General features: G+C 39.3%; 12 protein-coding genes. 7 read left to right on the forward strand and 5 right to left on the reverse strand.

The annotated features are described in order from the left end of the window. Positions 1 to 484: 484 nt before the first annotated feature. Positions 485 to 1,186, reverse strand: a complete 702-nt coding sequence (locus QOL76_RS11575; RefSeq protein ID WP_283413132.1) for a sugar transferase — start codon at positions 1,184 to 1,186, stop codon at positions 485 to 487. 833 nt (positions 1,187 to 2,019) lie between these two features. On the opposite strand from QOL76_RS11575, the gene QOL76_RS11580 reads away from it, so the two are divergent. The 4 genes from QOL76_RS11580 (at position 2,020) to QOL76_RS11595 (ending at position 8,334) form a co-directional block, all read left to right on the forward strand. Next, positions 2,020 to 3,159, forward strand: coding sequence for a DegT/DnrJ/EryC1/StrS family aminotransferase (locus tag QOL76_RS11580; RefSeq protein WP_283413133.1), 1,140 nt, complete (start codon positions 2,020 to 2,022; stop codon positions 3,157 to 3,159). Next, the gene (locus QOL76_RS11585; RefSeq protein ID WP_283413134.1) at positions 3,160 to 3,786 is read left to right on the forward strand and encodes a sugar transferase; all 627 of its coding nucleotides are present in this window, start codon (positions 3,160 to 3,162) and stop codon (positions 3,784 to 3,786) included. Positions 3,787 to 4,048: 262 nt separating this feature from the next. Continuing rightward, positions 4,049 to 5,959, forward strand: a complete 1,911-nt coding sequence (locus QOL76_RS11590; RefSeq protein ID WP_283413135.1) for a polysaccharide biosynthesis protein — start codon at positions 4,049 to 4,051, stop codon at positions 5,957 to 5,959. A gap of 797 nt (positions 5,960 to 6,756) precedes the next feature. Next, entirely contained in the window at positions 6,757 to 8,334 is a 1,578-nt protein-coding gene (locus tag QOL76_RS11595; protein WP_283413136.1) for an NAD(P)/FAD-dependent oxidoreductase, read from the forward strand. Between the two features lie 584 nt (positions 8,335 to 8,918). Here the strand turns inward: QOL76_RS11595 and QOL76_RS11600 are convergent. From QOL76_RS11600 to QOL76_RS11615, 4 genes are read right to left on the reverse strand one after another with little or no spacing between them, the layout of a single operon-like run. Beyond that, the gene (locus QOL76_RS11600; protein ID WP_283413137.1) at positions 8,919 to 9,353 is read right to left on the reverse strand and encodes a hypothetical protein; all 435 of its coding nucleotides are present in this window, start codon (positions 9,351 to 9,353) and stop codon (positions 8,919 to 8,921) included. A gap of 54 nt (positions 9,354 to 9,407) precedes the next feature. Then, on the reverse strand, positions 9,408 to 10,589 hold the full coding sequence (locus QOL76_RS11605) for a class I SAM-dependent rRNA methyltransferase (RefSeq protein ID WP_283413138.1): 1,182 nt from the start codon (positions 10,587 to 10,589) through the stop codon (positions 9,408 to 9,410). Then, on the reverse strand, positions 10,576 to 11,973 hold the full coding sequence (locus tag QOL76_RS11610) for a high affinity choline transporter 1 (protein ID WP_283413139.1): 1,398 nt from the start codon (positions 11,971 to 11,973) through the stop codon (positions 10,576 to 10,578). Before QOL76_RS11610 ends, QOL76_RS11605 begins: the two co-directional genes overlap by 14 nt. A 10-nt stretch (positions 11,974 to 11,983) precedes the next feature. Further along, the gene (locus tag QOL76_RS11615) at positions 11,984 to 13,603 is read right to left on the reverse strand and encodes an ABC-F family ATP-binding cassette domain-containing protein (protein ID WP_283413140.1); all 1,620 of its coding nucleotides are present in this window, start codon (positions 13,601 to 13,603) and stop codon (positions 11,984 to 11,986) included. Between the two features lie 167 nt (positions 13,604 to 13,770). Here QOL76_RS11615 and QOL76_RS11620 point away from each other — a divergent pair, with 167 nt between their 5' ends. The 3 genes from QOL76_RS11620 to QOL76_RS11630 all read left to right on the forward strand — a co-directional run bounded on the left by QOL76_RS11620 (position 13,771) and on the right by QOL76_RS11630 (position 22,915). Beyond that, a complete protein-coding gene (locus QOL76_RS11620) occupies positions 13,771 to 16,875 on the forward strand; it encodes a PKD domain-containing protein (protein WP_283413141.1) in 3,105 nt (1,034 codons plus the stop codon). A gap of 139 nt (positions 16,876 to 17,014) precedes the next feature. Continuing rightward, on the forward strand, positions 17,015 to 18,022 hold the full coding sequence (gene galE / locus QOL76_RS11625) for a UDP-glucose 4-epimerase GalE (RefSeq protein WP_283413142.1): 1,008 nt from the start codon (positions 17,015 to 17,017) through the stop codon (positions 18,020 to 18,022). A 516-nt stretch (positions 18,023 to 18,538) separates the two neighbouring features. Further along, complete coding sequence (locus QOL76_RS11630) at positions 18,539 to 22,915, forward strand: PAS domain S-box protein (protein WP_283413143.1); 4,377 nt, start codon at positions 18,539 to 18,541, stop codon at positions 22,913 to 22,915. The last annotated feature ends 171 nt before the right edge of the window (positions 22,916 to 23,086 follow it).

Below are 23,086 nucleotides of genomic sequence, written 5' to 3' on the forward strand. Positions count from 1 at the left end.
TCCTCAGCAGAGCTTAAGTCCTCTTCAAAACGGCAAGGAATTATATGAAATATTTAAACCAAAAACACCAACTATTTTTGGCCACATTACCTTAATTTTTGGCCGCCAAAAATTGACATAGAAAAACCATTAGCTAATGATTAAATATGCTCAAATGAGTGAAGTTTCTGAATTGCAAGGAAATTTTCACAAAATAGAGCCTTAATTCTCTAATATAGATTTGAGCTAGAACTCACCTAACTTCTCCACTAAAGTCAGGGTAGAACCTTACTAATAGGTAGGCTTGCAGTTCTCCTGACTGCTGAAGGCAAGAACTAAATGATTGTTTCCGGAAATTAATCCAGGAGTTGTAAATACGCCTTGTAAGATTATCCGTCCGACAATTAAGTGTGATTATTACTATTGAAAAACAATTTTAATCACATGAAGCAAAACCATTAAAAAAATATACCTTTAATCCAGTTACTTAAACTTCCCAATTATCTCAAAAAGCATTCTCATGTCCAGTAACCAAAGATTTTGCAGTCCACCAGATTATTTTTAAATCTAGAACAGGACTCCATGTTTTAATGTAATGCATATCCAATTTATAGCGGAAGTAGATGGAGTTTGATTCATTTGTCTCTCCTCTATACCCCTTAGCTTGAGCTAGTCCGGTTATTCCAGGCTTTACTAAATGTCTGTTTTTATATCCTTCTATTTCTAATTCGTGGGCGTTATTTTGCACCAATATATGAGGTCTTGGCCCAACGAAGGACATATTACCGTAGATCACATTTAATACTTGTGGTAATTCATCTATACTTGACTTTCTGAGGAATTTGCCCACTCTAGTAATTCTAGGGTCATTTTTAGTAGCCATTTTTAAATCAGCTTCATTGTTAACTACCATTGATCGAAATTTATAGCATCTAAATTTAGAATTGTAAATTCCTTCTCTTTCTTGCTTAAAAAAAACTGGTCCTTTAGAGTCCAACTTGATGAGTATTGCCACGATTGGAAACAACCACCAGCCAATAAAAACCATAAAAACAAATGCGAAAACCAGATCAATCAAACGCTTTAACGTTAGGTTAATCCAGTTCATTTTTCTTGAAATAACTACTTCAGAACTATCTTGAAGCATTTCTTGGGAATTGATATAAAGATCAAAATTCCCAATTCTTTTCCGTAAATATTCAGTCATCTGACGTTGGTGTTTTCTAAAAAATACTCCTAAATGTTAATTTGGGTTAATCAAAGGTCAGCTTTATTCTATTTATTTCAAAAAAAATGCATATTTTTTTGTAAATACATAAAATTGCACTTTATCCTTAATATATAGGGGGAAGTTAATTTTTTAGTGGTTTTTCGAAAAATAGGGGCATTAATCTTGCCATCTTTGAATACACCCACCCAAAATTGTAGCATTAATAGTTAAAGTTACGTGTAGTACCTGAACTCTACAACTACAAACCATATATGTCCTTTGTTTTAGCTTTTTTATCTTCACTTGTAATTGGAATTCTACTTTTTCCGGTTCTGATTAAAGTCTTTGAGAAATATCAAATCTCTGATACTTCTGGTCGAAGGAAGATTCGCGGAGCAAAAATTCCTTCTATGGGAGGGATTGGTTTTTTTATCGCTGTTACCATATGCATTAACTGGGTATTACAGATCTTGTTTTATGTTGTTTGAAATCTTTTTTTAGTCTTTCGTGATATTTTTTGATAGGTTGATTTTAGACAAACAATAAGGAATTAGCCATGTTTAAAACTGCTTACTAGGCAATTCTTTTGCATAATGTATTATTTGTTTCAATAGTCCATTAATTGTATCTATTTAGTACATAGTGTTTTAGGTGAGTTCTTGCCTGAGCTCATCCTGTTGTTTTACATACAAAATTTACCTGAGTTCTCTTAAAACTCACTTTCAATTAACAAGTTAATGCCTTGCTTAGGTAGTCGTCAGTGCTTTTATTTGAGTTGTGCTGGGTTGAATATTGTTAGTATATTTTGAGCTTCTTAGATAAAATTTTGAATGAATTCTCAAATTCCTTTATCCTTTCCGGTTTTTAATGGCAATGAAAATCAGTATACGCAACAGGCAATAAGTTCTGGTCATATTGCTACGAATGGTAGTTTTATAAGCAGATTTGAGGAGAAATTGTCTGCTAGATTGAAGACACATGAATGTGTTGCCTTGAATTCAGGCACTTCAGCTCTGCATATTTCTCTGGTTCTTCTAGGAATCTCATCGGGTGATGAAGTGATTTGTCAATCCTTTACTTTTTGTGCTTCGGCGAACCCAGTCGTCTATTTGGGCGCTACGCCTATTTTTGTAGATAGTGAAAAGGATACCTGGAATATTTGTCCTGAATTACTTGAGGATGCGATTCTAAGTAGGTTGGCAAAAGGTAAAAAACCTAAGGCAATTGTGGTGGTTCATTTGTTCGGCATGCCTGCCAGGATGAATGAGATTTTAGAGGTTGCGGAGAAGTATGGAATCCCTGTTTTGGAGGATGCAGCTGAGGCTATCGGAAGTGAATTTGAAGGCAGACCCTGTGGCACCTTAGGGCAAATAGGGGTGTTTTCCTTTAATGGAAACAAAATAATGACTTCTGGAGCAGGAGGTGCTTTGATTAGTACTGACTCATCCATAATTCAGCGAGCCAAATTACTTTCGACTCAAGCTAGGGAAGATTTTCCTTTTTACCATCACTTGGAAATAGGCTATAATTATAAGATGAATAATATTTCTGCTGCCATTGGTTTAGCCCAGTTGGAACAGTTGGATATGTTTATCAAAAATAGAAGAGCTGTAAATCAGAGGTATAGGGAGTTGCTGGAGGATTTTCCAGGAATAGAATTTCAACCAGAGGGAAAACAATCCTACTCAAATTATTGGCTCACTAGTATTTTGATTGATCAGGAAATAACTGGATTTTCGAATGATCAATTAAAATTTGCGTTATCAAAACAAGGAATTGAAAGCAGATATCTCTGGAAGCCTCTCCATACCCAGCCTGTTTTCAATTTAACACCTTTCTATGGAGGAAGTATTTCCGAAGGGTTATTTGAAACTGGCCTTTGCCTTCCCAGTTCTGCAGGTTTGACTTTGGAAGATCAAGAAAAGGTTGTGAATGTGTTACAAGAAGAATTAAGTAAAACTCATAAGTAGGTGGTATATCGGAATTTGTTTAAAAGGGTAATTGACTTCATTCTAGCATTTTTGATGTTCATTATTCTATTTCCAATTTTCTTGGTTCTTTTTGTCGCCCTGAGTATTCACCATGGAGGTTCACCATTCTTTTCCCAAGCCCGTCCGGGTCTAGGGAATAAAACTTTTCAAATATTGAAATTTAAAACCATGAAAGAGCTGGTTGACGATAGGGGCAACCTCTTGTCTGATGCTGATCGAATCACCAAATTCGGAAAATTCGTCAGGAATAGTTCCCTTGACGAGATTCCCCAGTTAATTAATGTACTTAAAGGGGAGATGAGTTTAGTTGGACCGCGCCCATTATTAGATGAGTATGTTCATTTATATTCAAATGAACAAGCTAGACGTCATGAAGTAAAACCAGGAGTGACTGGTTGGGCACAGGTAAACGGGAGAAATGCTATTTCTTGGGATGCAAAGTTCAAGTATGATGTTTGGTATGTAGATAATTTGAGCTTTTTGCTTGACCTAAGAATACTGTTTCAAACGCTTTTTAATGTGATGCTGGGAAAAGGAGTTACTCAAAAGGGGCATGTCAGCATGGAAAGATTCAATGGTAGTCCAAGTGCTGGTTTGAGAAAATAGGAAGTCTTTATTTCGTGGTGCAGGTTATTTAGCTACTTCCAGGTAGATGTATGGGTTGACTCCAGTTTAAATTTACTGCTCTCTAACCTGCCCTTCAAAATTGTATTTTTCTAAATAAAACACATATATTGGTATTTGAATTACGTAAATTAGCGTTTAATCACCCTTTCGCTTGTTTCTGACTTGCTATCAGAAATAAGGATTTGTTAAAACAATCCCGCTAGTTTAATAAATTCTATCTCAATTTGGATATATTTCTACCATGAGTTTAATCGCCAGACTTACGATCCTTCCTCGATGGGTCATTGCTGTAATAGACGCATTAATTTTATTCTCATCAGCCTTTTGTGCTTTTTTAGTTCGATTTAACTTTAATTGGCAAGAGATAGTCGAAAACCAATTTTTGACTGGCTGTGCAGTGTTTATGATTGTATCAGTTTTGGTTCTTCGATTGACAAATAGCCAAGAAGGAATAGTAAGGCACACAGGATTTAAAGATGGTGTTAACTTATTTAAGTCCTTATTTATAAATTTTAGTATACTTTTTATTCCTATTATTTTTTCAGATTCCTTCATTAGCCAGGGATATTTACTTCCTTCTTCAGTACTGATAATTGCAAGTGTTTTCTCATTAGTTCTTCTGATTTTTTACCGATTAATGGTGAAAGAACTATTTGTTTATTTCAAAAATGAAGGTTCACTGAAGCCTTCGAAAAACGGGGTGATCTTTGGAGCAGGAGAAGCTGGAATCATTGCCAAAGAAGCTATAATGCGAGATAGTAAGAGTCTTTTTAATACAATTGCTTTTTTGGATGATGATCCCAAGAAGGAAGGAAAGCATATTCTTGGAAAGAGGATTTATAAGGGCTTGGATAATCTGGAGGACCTGGCCATCCAGTTTGGGATCACTGAATTGATTATTGCAATTAGAGACTTATCGGTCGCTCGAAAAAACGAGATAATTGATGAGTGCCTTCGTTTGAAAATCTCTGTATCTATAGTGCCTCCGGTAGACCAATGGATTAATGGGGGACTGACGGCAGGGGCAATTAGAGAAGTGAAAATTGAGGACTTGTTGAGCAGGGAGCAAATTGTCCTTGACAACCCTAAGATACAGCAAGACTTACAAGGAAAAGTTATAATGGTTACTGGGGCTGCAGGCTCAATCGGATCAGAGTTATGCCGGCAAATATGTCATTACGAGCCTAAACTGCTTATTTTATTTGATATTGCTGAGTCTGCCTTATACGATGTAGAACAGGAGTTTAAAGAAAACTACTCTTATTGCCCAATTAAGATTGTTCTGGGGGATATTCGAAATAAGAAAAAATTAAATGAAATTTTTCAGCTTTTTAAGCCTCAGGTAGTATTTCATGCGGCTGCTTATAAGCATGTGCCTATGATGGAAAATTACCCAGATGAGGCTATAAACTCGAATATATTAGGGACGAAAATTCTTGCTGATATATCAGTGTTGGCGAAGGTGGACAAATTTGTTTTTGTGTCCACAGACAAAGCCGTAAACCCTACTAATGTAATGGGAGCTAGTAAAAGGGCTGCTGAAATGTACGTTCAAGCTTTAAATGAATTTTTAGTTAGAAATCATAAAAAGAGCCATACTAAATTCATAACTACCCGTTTTGGAAATGTATTGGGATCCAGTGGCTCTGTAATACCTTTATTTAAAAAGCAAATAATGAATGGAGGTCCCATTACGGTGACTCATCCTGATATTACCCGCTATTTCATGACTATTCCAGAAGCTTGTCAGTTGGTACTGGAAGCAGGGATTATGGGTGAGGGTGGAGAGATTTATGTTTTTGATATGGGAGAACCCATCAAAATTCTTGATCTAGCCAAAAAGATGATTCAGCTGTCTGGTAAAAAAATAGATGAAGATATTAAGGTGTTTTTCTCTGGATTGAGAGAAGGGGAGAAGCTATACGAAGAATTGCTCAATGATTTTGAAACAGTCAAAATCACCCACCACCCAAAAATTAAAATCGCACAGGTACTTCCATCATCTTATCACAAAATTGACGGTCAAATAGAGCTATTTATGGAATTGGTTTCCAAAAAATCAGAGAATGAATTGGTGTCTCACTTGAAAGTGATTGTCCCTGAATTTATCTCCAACTCATCGAGATTTGAGGTGCTGGATAGATTAAATTAAGTAGGCAAACTCCTACATACTTACTATTTCCCCGCTAGATACTCCCTAGATACCCCGTACATACCCGCATGATAAAGGCATGATAAGGGCATGATACTTTGGGTTACCTTTATTTACGCTTTTACAGTAGACTATCCAGTGCTCCTGTGATCCCATCCGCCTATTCTCGTGTCGTCCCCAGTCTATGTTCGTATCATCACGAACATTTTTTTTCGTTCTAAGATTTAATAATTTGTACATCTACTACTCCTTCCTATTTCCACTGAGACTGCGACTGGCCACTCAAAACCCCGTCTATGTTCTTGTCATCACGAATATTTTTTATCGCTCTAAGATTTAAGAGTTTGTACATCTACTTCTCCTTCCTATTTCCACTGAGACTGCGACTGTCCACTCAAAACTCTGTCTATGCTCCTGTCATCACGAACGTATTTTTCACTAATCAGAATTCTAATTACGTATGCCAATACTCCTGCCAAATTCACTGAGACTGCGACTGTCCACTGAAAACTCCGCCTATGCTCGTGTCATCAAGAATGTATTTTTTCGCTCATCAGAATTTTTTACTACGAGCTACTTCTCCTTCCTATTTCCTCTGAGACTGCGACTGTCCTCTGAAAACTCCACCTATCCTCGTGTCATCACGAACGTATTTTTCCGTTCAACAGATTTTTTAACTACAAAAGCTACTACTCCTTCCTATTTCCACTGAGACTGTGACTGTCCACTGAAAACTTCCTTCTCACTTAAGAAAACACTACATTTGCAGACCCATTTAAGGATAAATACCTTACGTTATGAAGCAAGAATTCACTTTACAATTGAGTCCGGAAGAGGCATATGATCCAGTCGTATTTCAGGAAGTTGTTCGCAAAAAAGCCGGGCTGCCCGCAAACTCAAACGAAGCAATCGCACGCCAGGTCAAACGCTCGATTGATGCTAGGGGAAGAAATGTCAAAGTAAATATTCAGGCTGAACTTTTTATTAAAGAAACGCCTCCTGCACTGCTGGACCATCAGCCAGAATATAAAAATGTTAGTAGCGAAGATCCAATAATTATTGTGGGAGCTGGACCTGCAGGTCTTTTTGCAGCCTTGAGAGCGATTGAACTTGGAGTAAAACCTATACTAATCGAGAGAGGCAAAGATGTGAGGGCGAGACGTCGTGATCTTGCAGCTATCAACAAAGAACATATTGTAAATCCTGATTCAAATTATTGCTTTGGTGAAGGTGGAGCTGGCACTTACTCGGATGGGAAGCTTTATACTCGTTCCAAAAAGCGTGGTGACATTCGTAGAATCATGGAGATTCTGGTGGCACATGGGGCGACTGAAGAAATTCTGGTCGACGCACATCCTCATATTGGTACTAATAAGCTTCCAAAACTTGTAGAAGATCTTCGTGAAAGTATTCTCCAGTTCGGTGGAGAAGTTTTATTCGAAACCCGGGTTGAAGATTTTATTTTGGATGGAAATGTGATGAAAGGAGTAGTCACTCAAACTGGAGAAAAACTTACAGGTAGAGGTGTGATACTTGCCACAGGCCACTCGGCAAGAGATATTTTCCATCTGCTTCACAACAAGAAAATTACCGTAGAAGCAAAGCCCTTTGCGCTAGGCGTTCGAATCGAGCATAGCCAAAATCTCATTGATAGCATTCAATACAATTGTGGTTTGGACCGTGGACCATACCTTCCAGCTTCTGCCTATTCTCTGGTACATCAGACTGAATTTAAGAAAAAGCAGCGGGGAGTGTTTAGCTTTTGCATGTGTCCAGGTGGATTTATTGTTCCTGCTGCGACTGCGCCTGGTGAATTGGTTGTAAATGGTATGAGCCCAAGTCGACGGGACGGCAAGTTTGCTAATTCTGGAATAGTAGCTTCCGTTGAATTGGAAGACCTGCCAGAATATCAAAAGTTTGGACCTTTGGCAGCCATGGAATTCCAGGCGGATGTTGAGAGAAAGGCTTGGGTGGCAGGAGGTAAAACTCAGGTAGCACCAGCACAACGAATGATTGATTTTGTTAACAAAAAAGTGAGCTCTAGTTTGCTTGACACTTCCTATCAGCCAGGTTTGAAATCAGTGGAAATGAGTGAGGTGTTGCCTGACTTTATTTCTGAGCGTTTGGCTATGGCATTCAAGGCCTTTGGGCAAAAAATGAAAGGTTACTACACCAACGATTCCCAGTTGATAGGTTTGGAAAGTAGAACCTCTTCGCCAGTGAGAATTCCTCGAGATCGGGAATCCTTTGAGCATGTACAGATCAAGCGATTGTACCCATGCGGCGAAGGAGCTGGTTACGCTGGAGGCATTGTTTCGGCCGCTATGGACGGGGAAAGATGTGCAGAGAGATTAATAGCAGCGTATGTGAAATAAGCTAAATGCGCAATTGCTAGGCCTGAAAGGCCTCAATACCCGAGCGATGGGTACAGCCCTTCGCAAATTGATAATGGTTGATAATTTTCTAGCTAGTCCTGAAAGGGATAGATCAATTTTCTAATGAATTTTGTGGTTTTTGAGGTCTTGCATCATGGCGAAAGAGATGCATATTATTTAGGTCAAGTTTTAGGGCTAAGGGGGAGAAACCTCCATTTCCGCAAGGTATTACAAAAGTGATTTCTCAATCGGCTTATTGTTTTGAATACGGGGTCAGCTTTCGTTTCCTTCTTCGAAATGACAGCCAACTGCAAATCATACCAAAGCGATTGATAGCAGCGTATGTGAAGTAAGCTAAATGCGCAATTGCTAGGCCTGAAAGGCCTCAATACCCCAGCGATGGGTACAGCCCATCGCAAATTAATAGGGATTGATAATCTCCTAGCCCTGAAAGGGATAGATCTTTTAAACTATAAAACAGAAAGAGGTAGCATACCACATGCTACCTCCTTCTGTTTAATTCTAAATGTCAAATGATGAATTACGAATTTTGAAATTTTTAAATCTCAAATCTCAAATTCCCTTTACCCCAACCAAGCTGACCAAGGAATTCTGCTGAGAATCAACACCAATCCAATGGCATACATCATGTAGATACTTCTAAATCTACCTCGTGATGCTCCTGGTTTTTTAGCACGGATATAGCCAATTGAGATAACCACGATAGCAATGATATTAATCAAAGGATGCTCCAAAGCAAGTAATCTCGCAGCAGGATCAGACATCGCCGAACCTGATTTAAGCATTTCTAAACCCAGAGGACTCAAGAAATATAAAATCAACCCTACCAATAATTGGATATGGGAAAGTATAAAAGCAATTAAACCGATTTTTCGGTCTTTCTCCGAGAATTCCCGATTGGAAAGCGAACCGATCAGCATGTAAATAATGACTACTACCAAAGCAAGCAAAGCAAGGTAGGCGATTCCTGAATGAAGATGTTGTATTCCTGTGTACATAGTAAGTTAAATTGACTGAACGAAAATAGGGTAAAAGCCGATAGAATCCCCAAATTACTCCACAAAAAGCACTAAGCCTTTTAGGTATTCCGTTTCTGGATGGAAAATATTAATTGGGTGATCTGCCGGCTGAGTTACTTGATGAAGTACTTTTACTTGTCTGCCACATTCCAATGCCGCGGCTGTGACGGTATTACGGAAAAGTGCTTTGTCCACCACCTGACTACAGGAGAAAGTAAAGAGGATTCCACCGGATTTTATTTTCTTCAATGCTTCAGCATTTAGACGCTTATAGGCTTGCACCGCATTATGTCTGGCTTTCAGATTTTTGGCAAATGCTGGTGGATCTAGCACAATCACATCGTAATCATCACCGATTTCACGGATGTATTTGACTACATCAGCCACTTTCGATTCATGCTTTCCTTTGATTTCCGGATTGAGTTGAATGTTCTCTTCAGTGAGTTCTATTGCTTTTGGAGAAATATCTACTGAGTGAACTTCTGATGCTCCTTCCATCAAGGCCAAAACAGAAAATCCTCCCGAATAGCAGAAGGTATTCAGAACTTTTTTTCCTGTGGAATAGGAGGCAAGCAACTTTCTGTTTTCCCGCTGATCTATGAAAAAGCCAGTCTTTTGCCCTTTTTCCCAATCGATTTTATAAGTCGCTCCATACTCCTGAACCAAGTCGGTTTTTGGTTCGCCCAACACCCATTCATTGGAAGTGATGCCGAGATTCTTAGGAAGTGTTTCTGCACTTTTATCATAAACACCTGAGATAACATCTCCATAGGCATTCTTTATCGCTTGGGCGATTTCCTTCAAATGCGCATGCATTCCGATTTGATGAGCTTGAATAACTGCAGTTCCATTGTAGAAATCTACAATCAAACCTGGGAGTAAATCTCCTTCACCATGTACTAATCTATATACGTTAGTTTGTTCATTATCAGTAAGTCCTAAGCTTTTTCGTAAAGAAAGAGCTGAAGCAATTTTCTCATTCCAAAACTCCTGATCGATTTCTCTTTCCTCAAAGGAAATAATTCGAACCATGATAGAACCTTCAGCAAAATGTCCTATTCCTAAAAACTCATCTTTGGAAGAGTATACTGCTACTAATTGTCCATTTTCTAGGTTTGCGTCTTTCTGGAAAATAGCACCTGAAAACACCCAATGATGGCGTCTTTTCAAAGAAATCTCTTTTCCGTGTTTGAGGATGATTTTAGGAGGGTTCATACGATACTTCAGTTTTGTTGGGGAAAAGCAAGCTTCCAGCCATCATAGCGATGGCACTGGCAAGCAATCCGTAAATGTGAGAAGATATTTCGGGCTCAAAATTGTCAACAACCAAATAGGTGAGCATACCTATGATCATGGATAAGATGGCTCCGACTTTGGAAGACTTTTTCCAATATAACCCCGTCGTCAAAGGGATAAATAGAGAAACCAAAAGGAGAATAGATGCTCCCGCTACGAGCTCATAGATATTTGAATCTTGCAGAGCCATTACCACGGAGACAACAGTCACCGCTAGTACGCTACATCTTAAAATCCAAAGTAGATGTCTATCCGTAAGTTTGCCCTTGAAAAGTGGCTTGATTAGGTTTTCTGAAATCAAGGCTGCAGGCGCCAAGACTCCTGAACTTGCTGTACTCATAATTGCAGAGATTAATGCTCCAAAAAAGATAATCTGCACAGGTAATCCTCCATGAGCCAAAACCATGGAAGGCAGCAGCATTTGCTGGTTTTCTAAATAGAGTTCTGGGTAAAGAGCCTTTGCGCCTAGCGCAATGAATAGGGGCAGAAGACCGAAGGTGAGGTAAAAACCACCAGCCAAATAAGTTGATTGAACGGCTATCTTTTCAGATTTGGACGACATCACCCGCTGGTAAATGTCCTGACTTGGAATACTTCCCAATCCGAGAATAATCCAGGCTCCGAAGTAATTGATCCAAGAATTTAATCCAGGATCAGGAAAGAACTGGAAACTTTCTGCAGGAGCAGAATCTAAGATAACACTAACTCCTCCAGCTTCGCGGGTAACTAAGACTGAAACAACTATCAGTCCCAACACTATCATCAAAGTCTGAATAAAGTCAGTGATGGAAATAGCCCACATACCTCCAAGGAAAGTATAGATTAAAACAATACTTGCTGCGATTAAGATACCTTCGGTCAAGTTCAATCCCGTGACAGTGCTCAGGATTAGACTTAATGCCACCAATTGGGCTGCTACATATCCAAAGAAAACTGGAACCATAAACACCGTGGACAGGAATTCCACTTGTTTTCCAAAGATTTTCTGAAATACATCACCAATAGTAAGCACTCCCAAACGATACATGGGACGTAGGTAAAACATGCCAAAAAGTACTAAGCAAAGTGCTCCTCCGAAAGGATCTTCTATCACCCCTTGAAGTCCTTCATCCAGGTAAACAGATGAAGCTCCAAAAATAGTCTCCGATCCAAACCAGGTAGCAAAGAGGGCAGAAGCAGAAAGAAATAAAGGGAGCGAACGACCTGCCAAAACAAAGTCATTCGATCCCTTTACGAATTTTGAAGCCCAAGCTCCGATGGCGATTGTGATCGCCAGATATAGTATGATTGCAGTGAGTAGCAACTAAGTGAGCTTACTTAGTGGAATACATTTTCTCTCTCAATGCCTTGATTTCCTCACTTTCCAAGTAATCATCATAAGGCATTCTTCGATCTATTGTTCCATTTGGTGTAAATTCCACGATTCTATTGGCAGAAGACTGTACAAAAGCGTGGTCATAAGATGACATCAATACCGTTCCTGTGTAATCAATAATTGCATTGTTAAATGCAGTAATTGATTCAAGGTCTAAGTGGTTGGTAGGCTCATCCATCACCAAAAGATTTGGGTTTTGAAGCATCATCTTGGAGATCATACAACGTACTTTTTCACCTCCTGAAAGTACAGAGCATTTTTTCAAAGATTCCTCTCCGGTGAAAAGCATTCTTCCCAAGAAAGTTCTCACATAAGCTTCTTCCTGATTTCCTGAGAATTGTCTTAGCCATTCGATCAAAGAAAGATCGGATTTGAAATATTCAGAGTTATCATTAGGCAAATAAGCTTTGTTGATCGTAACACCCCATTTAAAGCTTCCTTTGGATGCAGGGATTTCCTCCATGATTACCTGGAAGAATTTGTTTACCGCCTGCTTGGTCTTAGAGATAAAAGCAATTTTGTCGCCTTTATCCACCATCAAGTTTACATCTGTAAAGTAAGTCACTCCGTCAGCTTTCAATTCCAGGTTCTCGGTCATGAAAATCTGATCGCCGGCTTCTCTTTCAGGTTTGAAAATGATACCAGGGTACTTTCTCATCGATGGTTCGATCTCATCGATGTTTAGCTTTTCGATCATTTTCTTACGGGCAGTCGCTTGCTTTGACTTAGCCACATTAGCAGAGAATCGATCGATAAATGCCTGCAATTCCTTTTTCTTATCCTCAGCCTTCTTATTAGAATCCGAACGCTGCTTCAATGCAAGTTGGGAAGATTCGTACCAGAAGGTATAGTTACCAGAGTAAATTTTGATTTTACCAAAGTCAATATCCACGATATGCGTAGAAACTGAATCCAGGAAGTGTCTATCGTGGGAGACGACGATCACTAAGTTTTTGAAATCAAGCAGGAAATTCTCCAACCATTCGATCGTAGCCGCATCCAAATCATTGGTAGGCTCATCGAGAATCAAAATATCAGGATTACCAAAGAGTGCCTGCGCTAAGAGAACTCTTACCTTTTGATTACCGGCAAGATCCTTCATTTGCATATAATGCAAGTCTTCGGTGATTCCTAAGCCTGAAAGTAATGCTGCTGCATCAGACTCAGCATTCCAGCCATCCATCTCGGCGAAGTCAGCTTCCAGCTGGGAAGCACGCAAACCATCTTCTTCAGAAAAGTCCTCCTTCATATAAATGGCATCTTTTTCCTCCATGATCGCATACAGGGTCTTGTGACCCATAAGGACCGTTTTCAGAACTTCCACTTCATCAAAACCGAAGTGATTTTGACTCAATACAGCCATACGCTGACCCGGAGTGATGCTGATTCCACCACTGGTACTTTCCATTTCACCTGAAAGGATTTTCAAAAAAGTGGACTTTCCAGCTCCATTAGCCCCAATCACACCATAGCAATTGCCTGGGTTAAATTTTAGGGAGACTTCGTCGAAAAGTGTTCGTTTGCCAAATTTTAATGACAAGTTATCTACTGATATCATAATTGAGATTTTCTTCTTTTTTGGAGGCGCAAAGATAGGAATTATATATGTGATGGCTAAGTGAATCAGCAGCTTTTGAAAGATAGCCTAGAAGCTTTGTATCACTGGAGATGCTTAATTCTTAGCAGTTGCCTATATTGGATTTTTAATATGCCCCTTTAATCCCTATGGAGAAACTTTACCGAGTAGTGTATTTTGTGTTTTGCCTGCAATTTTTTGCTTTTCTTTCGCATGCACAGATCTCTACTGTAGGTAAGGAATTTTGGGTTGGCTATATGGAAAACAATCGGATTTTACCGGGAGCTACGGATAGAGCGATGTTGGAGATTACTGCCGTGGAAGCTGCTGATATTACGATAGAATACCTTGGAAATACGCGCTCCGAATCTCTAAATGAAGGTGAGCGTTTTACTTTAATTGTTGATTCTCAGGATATAGATGTCTTTCATCGGAGATCTGGAAGTGTGGAGAATAAAGGGATTTTCATCACTTCTACAGGAGATTTATCTGTCTATGCATTCAATGAGCGGGTGAGAAGCGCTGATGGAACAGTAGTTCTACCAGTAAGTGCTTTGGGTAAAGATTACTTGATTACCTCACACTTTGAGCGCCTCACTTATCCAGTGGAATACGATGGTAATATTAATAATGAAAGCTTGATGCTGGTAATTGCCACTGAGGATGATACGGAGATTGAAATTACCAGAAGTAATAATTCTGCACCGTTTACTCAAATTCTGAATCGGGGGCAAAGTTACCAGATCAAGGAGAGATTTGACCTTACAGGAACCCGTGTGCGGGTAATCGGCGATGATGCCAACTCCTGTAAGAAAATTGCAGTTTTCGGAGGGAATAAATGGACTTCAGTGGGGAACTGTGGTGGAGCCAATGATAACTTATTTCAACAGGCCTACCCTGTGACTACCTGGGGGCAATCTTATATCCATGTAGCCTTGGAAGGTAGAACCTCAGGTGAATTAGTGAAAGTATTGGCCTCTGAAGATGATACGGAAGTACTTGTCAATGGAAATAGCAGAGGCAGCATAGATGCAACTGAATTTTTAACCTTGGAATTTGCTCCTGATGAGTCTGTTTCAATTACTACATCCAAGCCTTCCTCAGTGACTGTGCTGGCGAAAAGTCAGGGTTGTAATCAAGTCAATCAACCGCTATACGATCAGGGTGATCCTTTTATGATTACTTATAGTCCTAATGAGCAACTTCTTAAGAGTGTTAAATTTTCTGCCTTATCACTTCAGTCTATTCAAGACCATTATGTGAATATCGTCGTCCCTGCTGGTGCGCAAAACCAAACGATTTTGGATGGAAGAAATATTGGAGCTTCATTTTCTGTGGTTCCAGGCAATACCGCTTTTTATTACGCTCGAATCCGGATTTTTCAAGGAGTGCATCAGTTGACAAATCCTGAAGGTTTTATTGCCTATGTGTATGGTTTCGGCTATTTGGAATCTTATGGATATGCGGTAGGGGCAGCTTTGGATAACCTCAATTTTGAGATACTAGCTGATTATAAGTTTGATGTGCTGGGAGAAAGAATAGCCTGCCTAGAGCAGGAAGGAACTTGGAGTATTGAGCCGGAAAATGAAGCTTTTACTTATTTCACTTGGGATTTTGGAGATGGCTCGGTGCTGAAGGAAGGTCAGGAAGTGACGCACACCTTCACTGAAGCAGGAGTTTACGAAGTTACGGTAACAGCTTCAATCAGCCCCAATACCTGTGATCAGCAGGAGGAGGAGACATTTGAAGTGGAAGTGCTCGGTACTCAAGCTGAGTTAGTAGGAGCGAATTCTGTTTGCCCTGAGGTTGAGGAATTAATTTATAAGCTCAGTTCTCAGGAGAATATTGGTTCTGTGACTTTTGAAGTATTAGGAGGCACTGTTGTTCAAAATTATGGTGATTCTGTATTAGTTAATTGGGGTCCTTCAAATCCCAATGCTTCAATCACTGCTAATCCAATCAGTACCAACGGTTGTGAGCTAAAACCTATTTCATTAGATGTGCTCATTAATATTGAATTGGATGCAGAAGAGCCTATTGGTAATTTGGATGTTTGTTTTGATCCCCTAACTACTCACTTTTATGCTGCTCCAAACTCATCTAGTAGCAGAGGTTATGAATGGCTGGTAACCGGAGGAGTAGTCGTATCTGGAGTAAATGAAAGTACCGTTGAAATCAGTTGGAATGAGCCTGGGATTATTGGAACTGTGAGCTATTTGACCTACAGTTTGGTCGATCAATCCTGTGAGGGTACCTCTGATCCGGTAGAAGTAAAGGTAGAAGAGGAGTTCCTCTTGACGGTCTCGAGCATAGAAGACGTCAAGTGCTTTGGTGAATCCAATGGGCGAATAGTTTTGGAAATAACAGGAGGTGTTGCACCATTTAATTTTACATGGTCTCATGACCCAACTTTAAATGCTTCCATAGGAGAAGATTTGCCTGTTGGCATTTATACGGTTACAGTCACAGATCAATTAGGCTGTGAAAGAATGCTGGAAAATTTGGAAATCAAAGAGCCACCCTTGCTGGAATTGGTTTCTTTTGATGTAGGCGGAGTGAGCTGTTATGGTAAAAAGGATGGCATATTGAACTTAAATGTAAGAGGCGGGACAGGGCCATATACCATAAATCTGGAGGATGGTTTTGAATTCACAGGTAGTTTGAATTTGGTAGATGTAGCGCAAGGAATTTATGAGCTTACTGTTTCTGATATTAATGGATGTTCTGTTCCTCTTAATTTTGAAATCAGTTCACCTCTTGCTTTAGAAGTGGATGTGAGATTGACCAAGCCAGCATGTCCAGGAGGTAGCAATGGAGAGCTGTTTGCATTTCCGACAGGAGGAAAGGCGCCTTATATTTATTATTGGGATGAGGAAAATGGGGCCAGCAATTCTTTGACTGGGTTGGCCAAAGGAAATTATTCTATTTCAGTACTTGATGCTTCGGGCTGTGTAAGTCTGGGAACGGGAATAGTGACAGAAAAAGCTCCTGAAGTGAGGATGCCGACTGGTTTCAATCCCCAAAAAGATGGGGGGATTTTTCAAGGTGTTTCTAATTGTGAGATTAATTTTAATCTCTGGATCTATAATCGCTGGGGCCAACTTATTTACGCTGGGACGGAAGGCTGGAATGGTTTGGTAGCGGGAGAAAATGCTGTCCCGGGTAGTTACACATTCCTGATGCAGTATAGCTTTCCACTGGAAGACGAAATGCAAACAGTTGAAAAACGAGGAGCATTTGTTCTGATAAGATGATTGGCCTTTGCTTGGGTAGGATCTTTTGTCAACTTTTTAAGCAGTAATCCCGATGGCTTCTTTACCCAAAACTAATCCGAAAAGAATTCTATTATCCATCCTTTTGGATAGTTTTGTACCTGCAAACTTTTAAACTAGAATGAAAAATATTTTAATAACAGGTGGGGCTGGTTATATAGGTTCACACACAGCGGTTCAATTGATAGAAGCTGGTTTCAACCCAATTATCATCGATGATCTTTCAAATTCTGAGGAAAAGGTCCTCGATAGATTAGAAGAAATCACTGGCAGAAAACTTACGTTTTATAAGGGTGACTGTATTGATCGTGCCCTTTTGGATAAGATCTCTTCAGAACACCAACTAGCAGGAGTTATTCATTTTGCAGCTTTCAAAGCGGTGGGAGAAAGTACCTTGCAACCATTGAAATATTATCAGAATAACTTAGGTTCCTTACTGACAATCCTTGATTTCATGAAGGAAAAGGAAATCAAGGACTTGGTTTTTTCTTCCTCATGCACTGTCTATGGACAACCGGATATATTGCCTGTGACAGAAGCTACACCTAGACAAGATGCTGAAAGCCCCTATGGAAATACGAAGAAGATTTGTGAGGATATTTTGGTGGACCTAGTGAAAAGCCAAGCTGGAATTCGAGTGATTTCTCTGCGATATTTCAACCCAGTTGGAGCGCACCCAAGCGGCAAAATAGGAGAGCTTCCTATCGGAACACCGGCTAATTTGGTTCCTTTTGTGACACAAACTGCTGCTGGAATTCGAGAGAAGCTAACAGTTTTTGGTGATGATTACGATACGATTGATGGCTCATGCGTGCGAGATTTTATTCATGTGATGGATTTGGCAGATGCACATGTGAAAGCATTGGCGTACTTGGGTGAGCAACAAGATGATTTCTACGATGTGTTTAACGTGGGAACTGGAAACGGAAATACTGTTTTGGAAGTCATTACCACCTTTGAAAAAGTAAATGAGGTCAAAGTGAACTATGTGATCGGAGCAAGAAGAGCAGGTGATATAGTGAAGATCTGGGCAGATACTGCAAAAATCAATTCTGTGTTGAACTGGTACCCAAGTTATTCCCTCGAAGATTCTCTTAGAGATAGCTGGAACTGGCAGAAGACATTATAATTTATGCGGTATTAATGACACGTATAAATGCTATAACTAAATAACTAAACTCTCTTTAAAGTAAATTTTATTTTAAGGAGAGTTTTTCGGTTATAGGGGAAAGGTAAGGGTGAAAAGCTTTAATCTTTGTATGATAAACATTTACAGAGGGTGATCAGGTGGGATAGAGGAGCGTGTTTGAAGTACTTAGACAGAAGTAAGGTTTTTGATTCAATATCCTTTTATTTTTATTGTTCTGAAACTGTCATAATTTGACAGAAATTTAAATCAAACGAGTAGAGTTTAGCTTAAAATTCAGAGAAAGCCCAGATGTATATTTCCATTGTCGTACCACAAAAAGATTAAAAGAAATCTGGGAATGTTAGACGAAGGGAACAAACTAATTCACTTTCCTGATAGTTCACCAAAAATAGATATCGCGACTTTCACGTGTAGTGCTTCAATCTGAAGAATGCAGCAGGCTTGTTAATGTTTGATGGTGCCTGAGTGGAAAAGTCTGAAAATTATAATTTAGTTATGAATAATAATTCCAAGAAAGGATATAATAAGTCAAATCAATTAACAGTTCATAGCTATCAAAACCTTGACCCTGTACAGGATGTGTCATTGTATAGGATTTGCCAGCTGAGTGCAATTGTGACAGGTGCTTCTCAGGCGCTTATTTTAATTGAAGGGACAGGGTTACTTGGGTTCAAGGCGGAAACTGGCATTAGCATAGAAAATAGAGAACTTACCACTTTTTTTAAAAATCAAACACTAGAAAGTAATACGCTTGTTAGCTGTACTGATGTGTCGAAGAGTTCTCTATCGGATGATCTTCGGAAGGCTTTTGAGTCCCATAATATTAATTCTTATGTAGGTTTACCCTTAATTTCCGATAAAGATGGATGGGTTGGATGTTTGTTTATTTTTGATTCAGCAGCTATTCACCTAGATACAAAGACTAAAACAGCACTCGAATTACTTGCTAGTGAAGCTGTTATCATTATTCAGGAAAGGCAGTTGATTGCAGATTTTAGTAATGTGGAGAAGTTATTTAACCTGTCAAATGATTTGGTTTGTATAGCTGGTACAGATGGTTTTTTCAAAAAAATCAATCCCTCTTTTACTAGTTTACTCGGTTGGGACAATGAGACGCTTCTTACTCGATCGTTTTTTGAATTAATACATCCGGAAGATATTGCCAAGTCTAAGGAGGAGCTAGAAAAACTAGCCTCCGGAGAATCTTCAATTGAGTTTTCCCATAGGTTTCTATGTAAGAATGGTACCTATAAGGTACTTTCATGGGTTTCCACCCCAGACCCTCTTACCGGGAATGTCTTTAGTATTGCTAGAGATACCACTGATTCTCAGGCCAAGGAGCAGCAATTGGCAAAAAGTGAGGGAAGATTACGGGCGTTTTTTGAAAACTCCCAAGGTCTGATGTGTACACATAATTTGAAAGGTGTATTTATCTCGGTGAATGAAGCAGGTGCACAAAAAATAGGCTATTCTGCTGATGAGTTGATAGGGAAAAGTCTATATGATATTGTACCAAGCTACCGTCACGAATTGATAGATCAATATCTTTTTGTGGTTCAAAAAGAGGGGAAAGCCAGTGGGCAAATGATCACTCAGCATAAGGATGGCTCAGAGCTCATTTGGTTGTTCAATAACGTTTTGGAAACTGATCAATTTGGTGTTGGGGATTATGTAATCGGAAATGCAATAGATATCACAAAGCGTGTAAAGCTGGAAGAAGAGTTGTCTCATGCCCGAAAACTACTCGAAGAAACTGGGAAAGTGGCAAGGGTAGGAGGATGGAACCTAGACATTAAACAGCAGACTTTAAGCTGGACACCCACTACGAAGCTAATTCATGAAGTGGAGGAGGATTTTGAGCCTGATGTGAAGACAGGTATCAATTTTTATAAAGAGGGAGAAAGTAGAGATACTATCACAGCTGCTTTACATAGGGCTATGACTATGGGAGAGCCTTGGGACCTGGAGTTGCAGCTAGTTACCAGCAAAGGAAATGAACTTTGGGTACGGGCAATAGGTCAAGCGGAATTTGAAAAAGGTGAATGTATACGAATATTTGGAACTTTCCAGGATATAGATGAGAGTAAGCGTGCTCAGATAGATTTAGAGCAGACTAGAAAAGTTCTGGATGATGTGATCAATGCCTCCTCTGAAGTTTGTGTGATTGCCACAGACATGGCGGGATTTATTACAGTTTTTAATGTTGGAGCAGAAAAAATGCTAGGTTATTCTGCCAAGGAAATGGTAGGGAAGGAAAAGCCAAGTTTGCTTTATAAACAGGAAGAAGTCGAAGCCTTCAAGGCAGAGTTGGAGCTTGATTTTGGAAGAGAAATTAATCCACGTGAAATTTTTACAGCAAGGGCTGATCGTGACGGAGTAGAACAACGAGACTGGACATTTGTAACTAAAACCGGGGAAGAAAAAGTTGTGTCATTGGTGGTTTCTCCAATGAAGGATTTGGATGGGAAATCAATCGGCTACCTAGGTATAGCCATAGATATTACCGAGAAAAGCAAGATAGAAAATGACCTAATCACTGAAAAAAGCAGACTTAATGCATTTGTGAAACACACGCCAGCTGCTGTGGCGATGTTGGATAAGGATTTGATTTACATTGCTGCAAGTAATCAGTGGAAGAAGGATTATTACCTGAAAGGAAAGGATATTGAAGGTAAATACCATTATGATCTATTTCCACAAATAGATAGCGCCGGAAGAGCACGTGATCAGCGTGTTTTAAACGGTGCAGTCGAGCGAAAGGAAGAGGATGTGATCAGAATGCCAGGTGACACAGAGGATCGCTATGTGACCTGGGAAATGAGGCCTTGGTACCTTCACGATGGGCAAGTAGGTGGTATTATGCTTTTCACCCAAGACATTACTAACCTAGTTAATCAGCGGGAAGAATTGAAAAAGGCTAAAATACAAGCTGAGGAAGCGAGTGTCGCCAAGTCAGAATTTCTAGCCAATATGAGTCATGAGATCAGAACTCCATTAAATGGCGTAATAGGTTTTACTGACTTGGTTCTAAAAACAAATCTGAACGAAACCCAGCATCAATATTTATCCATCGTAAACCAATCAGGAAATGCGCTATTGAGCATTATCAATGATATTCTTGATTTTTCCAAAATTGAAGCCGGTCGCTTGGAGCTCGATATAGAAAAGTGTGACCTGTACGAAATCAGTTCTCAAGCAACAGATATTATTACTTATCAGATTCAGAATAAAGGCCTGGAGATGCTATTGAATGTGGCAACCGACTTGCCAAGATTTGTCCACACAGATTCGGTGCGGTTGAAACAAATTTTGGTAAATCTATTGGGCAACGCATCCAAGTTTACGGAAAAGGGAGAGATAGAATTGAAGATTGAAATCCTGGAATCTGAAGGTGAATATTATAGAATGCGCTTTGCTGTACGCGACACTGGTATAGGAATTAAACCTGAGAAGCAGGCTAAGATCTTTGAAGCATTTTCTCAGGAAGACAGTTCTACGACCAAAAAATATGGAGGTACAGGCCTTGGATTGACTATTTCTAACAGTCTTCTCAGGCTGATGGATAGTCAATTACAACTTGTGAGTGAGCCAGGGAAAGGGAGTACATTCTTCTTTGATGTCACCTTGAAAACAGAAGAAGGAGATGCCATCGATTGGTTTGATGTAGAGAAGATTACTAATGTGCTTATCGTTGATGATAATGAGAATAATCGATTGATTGTTAGGCAAATGTTATTGCTGAAAAACATTCAATCTATTGAAGCCTCCAATGGATTTGAAGCCTTGCAAGCTTTAGCGACAGGAGAAAAATTTGATGTGATTTTAATGGATTACCATATGCCATTTATGGATGGACTGGAGACTATCCGTAAGATAAGGGAGACTTTTGCTTCATGGGGATCTGAAGAGCCCATTATGCTGCTTCATAGTTCATCTGATGATCATAAAATCATAGAAACCTGTAAGGAACTCCATGTTCATCATCGATTGATCAAGCCTATCAAGATTCAGGAATTCTATCAAGCTTTATCCAAGCTTTATAAATTCGAGCCTAGTAAGGAAGTAGAAGCGCCGGAGGCAGTAGATAATACATTGAAAGATTTCTCGGTACTTATTGCTGAAGATAACTTGGTAAATATGCTTTTGGCGAAAACAATCATAAAAAAGATTTCGCCTACAGCCACTATTATAGCAGTTAATAACGGGTTGGAAGCTTTGGAATATTGTAAAAAGCAATTTCCAGACATTATCCTTATGGATGTTCAGATGCCAGTAATGAATGGCTATGAAGCTACCAAGAATATAAGATTGCTAGAGAAAGATTCTCGTGTTCCCATCATTGCCTTTACTGCAGGTAATGTGAAAGGGGAGAGGGAGAAATGTCTTCTTGCGGGGATGGACGATTTTGTAGTGAAGCCAGTAGTTGAGGAAATTGTAAAAATGGTTCTCAATAAATGGTTAGATAAAAGTGATGCTAGTATAAATTCCTCTGAAGTAAAAAGCTTAACAGAGGTAAATAAGCATTATAACCCTGAGAAACTCCGAAATTACACTTCAAATGATCAGGAATTTTTAGCAAGCATAAAGCTACTTGTTAATTCTGAACTGAAAGATTCGCTGAAAACTATTCAGGAGATGATTGCGGCTAAGGATATCACCTCGCTAAATGAGGCTGGTCACAAGCTCTACGGAACAGCAATTTCGGCAGGGATGGAGGTTTTGTCTGAAATTGGAAATGAACTAGAGCATATGGAAGAGATTGACTCAGATCGTTTGAAAAAATTGTCACTGCAGCTAAAGGAAGAAATTGATTTAGTGTTGGAGATGATGGATGCAGATAAAAATATCAGTGCTGGTGATTTCACAAATTGATGGTATTGACACTTAGAAAAAGTCAAAAGGAGTAAGGAGTCTAGAAAAAATATCTCCTTGAAAAAGAACTTCATACAAAATAATCGTGCAAATTTTCTGGTCTACTTTTGTATTAACGAATCTAAAACATACCTTTGCATCACTCAAAAACGGGGTAGTTGTTGAGAAATC

Origin of the sequence: Algoriphagus winogradskyi (assembly GCF_900182815.1) — a bacterium.
Lineage (GTDB): Bacteria > Bacteroidota > Bacteroidia > Cytophagales > Cyclobacteriaceae > Algoriphagus > Algoriphagus winogradskyi.

Coding starts and splice junctions, on each gene's coding strand:
- QOL76_RS11575 (WP_283413132.1), bottom strand. CDS start 1,186: ATGACTGAATATTTACGGAAAAGAATTGGGAATTTTGATCTTTATATC.
- QOL76_RS11580 (WP_283413133.1), top strand. CDS start 2,020: ATGAATTCTCAAATTCCTTTATCCTTTCCGGTTTTTAATGGCAATGAA.
- QOL76_RS11590 (WP_283413135.1), top strand. CDS start 4,049: ATGAGTTTAATCGCCAGACTTACGATCCTTCCTCGATGGGTCATTGCT.
- QOL76_RS11595 (WP_283413136.1), top strand. CDS start 6,757: ATGAAGCAAGAATTCACTTTACAATTGAGTCCGGAAGAGGCATATGAT.
- QOL76_RS11600 (WP_283413137.1), bottom strand. CDS start 9,353: ATGTACACAGGAATACAACATCTTCATTCAGGAATCGCCTACCTTGCT.
- QOL76_RS11605 (WP_283413138.1), bottom strand. CDS start 10,589: ATGAACCCTCCTAAAATCATCCTCAAACACGGAAAAGAGATTTCTTTG.
- QOL76_RS11615 (WP_283413140.1), bottom strand. CDS start 13,603: ATGATATCAGTAGATAACTTGTCATTAAAATTTGGCAAACGAACACTT.
- QOL76_RS11620 (WP_283413141.1), top strand. CDS start 13,771: ATGGAGAAACTTTACCGAGTAGTGTATTTTGTGTTTTGCCTGCAATTT.
- galE (WP_283413142.1), top strand. CDS start 17,015: ATGAAAAATATTTTAATAACAGGTGGGGCTGGTTATATAGGTTCACAC.
- QOL76_RS11630 (WP_283413143.1), top strand. CDS start 18,539: ATGAATAATAATTCCAAGAAAGGATATAATAAGTCAAATCAATTAACA.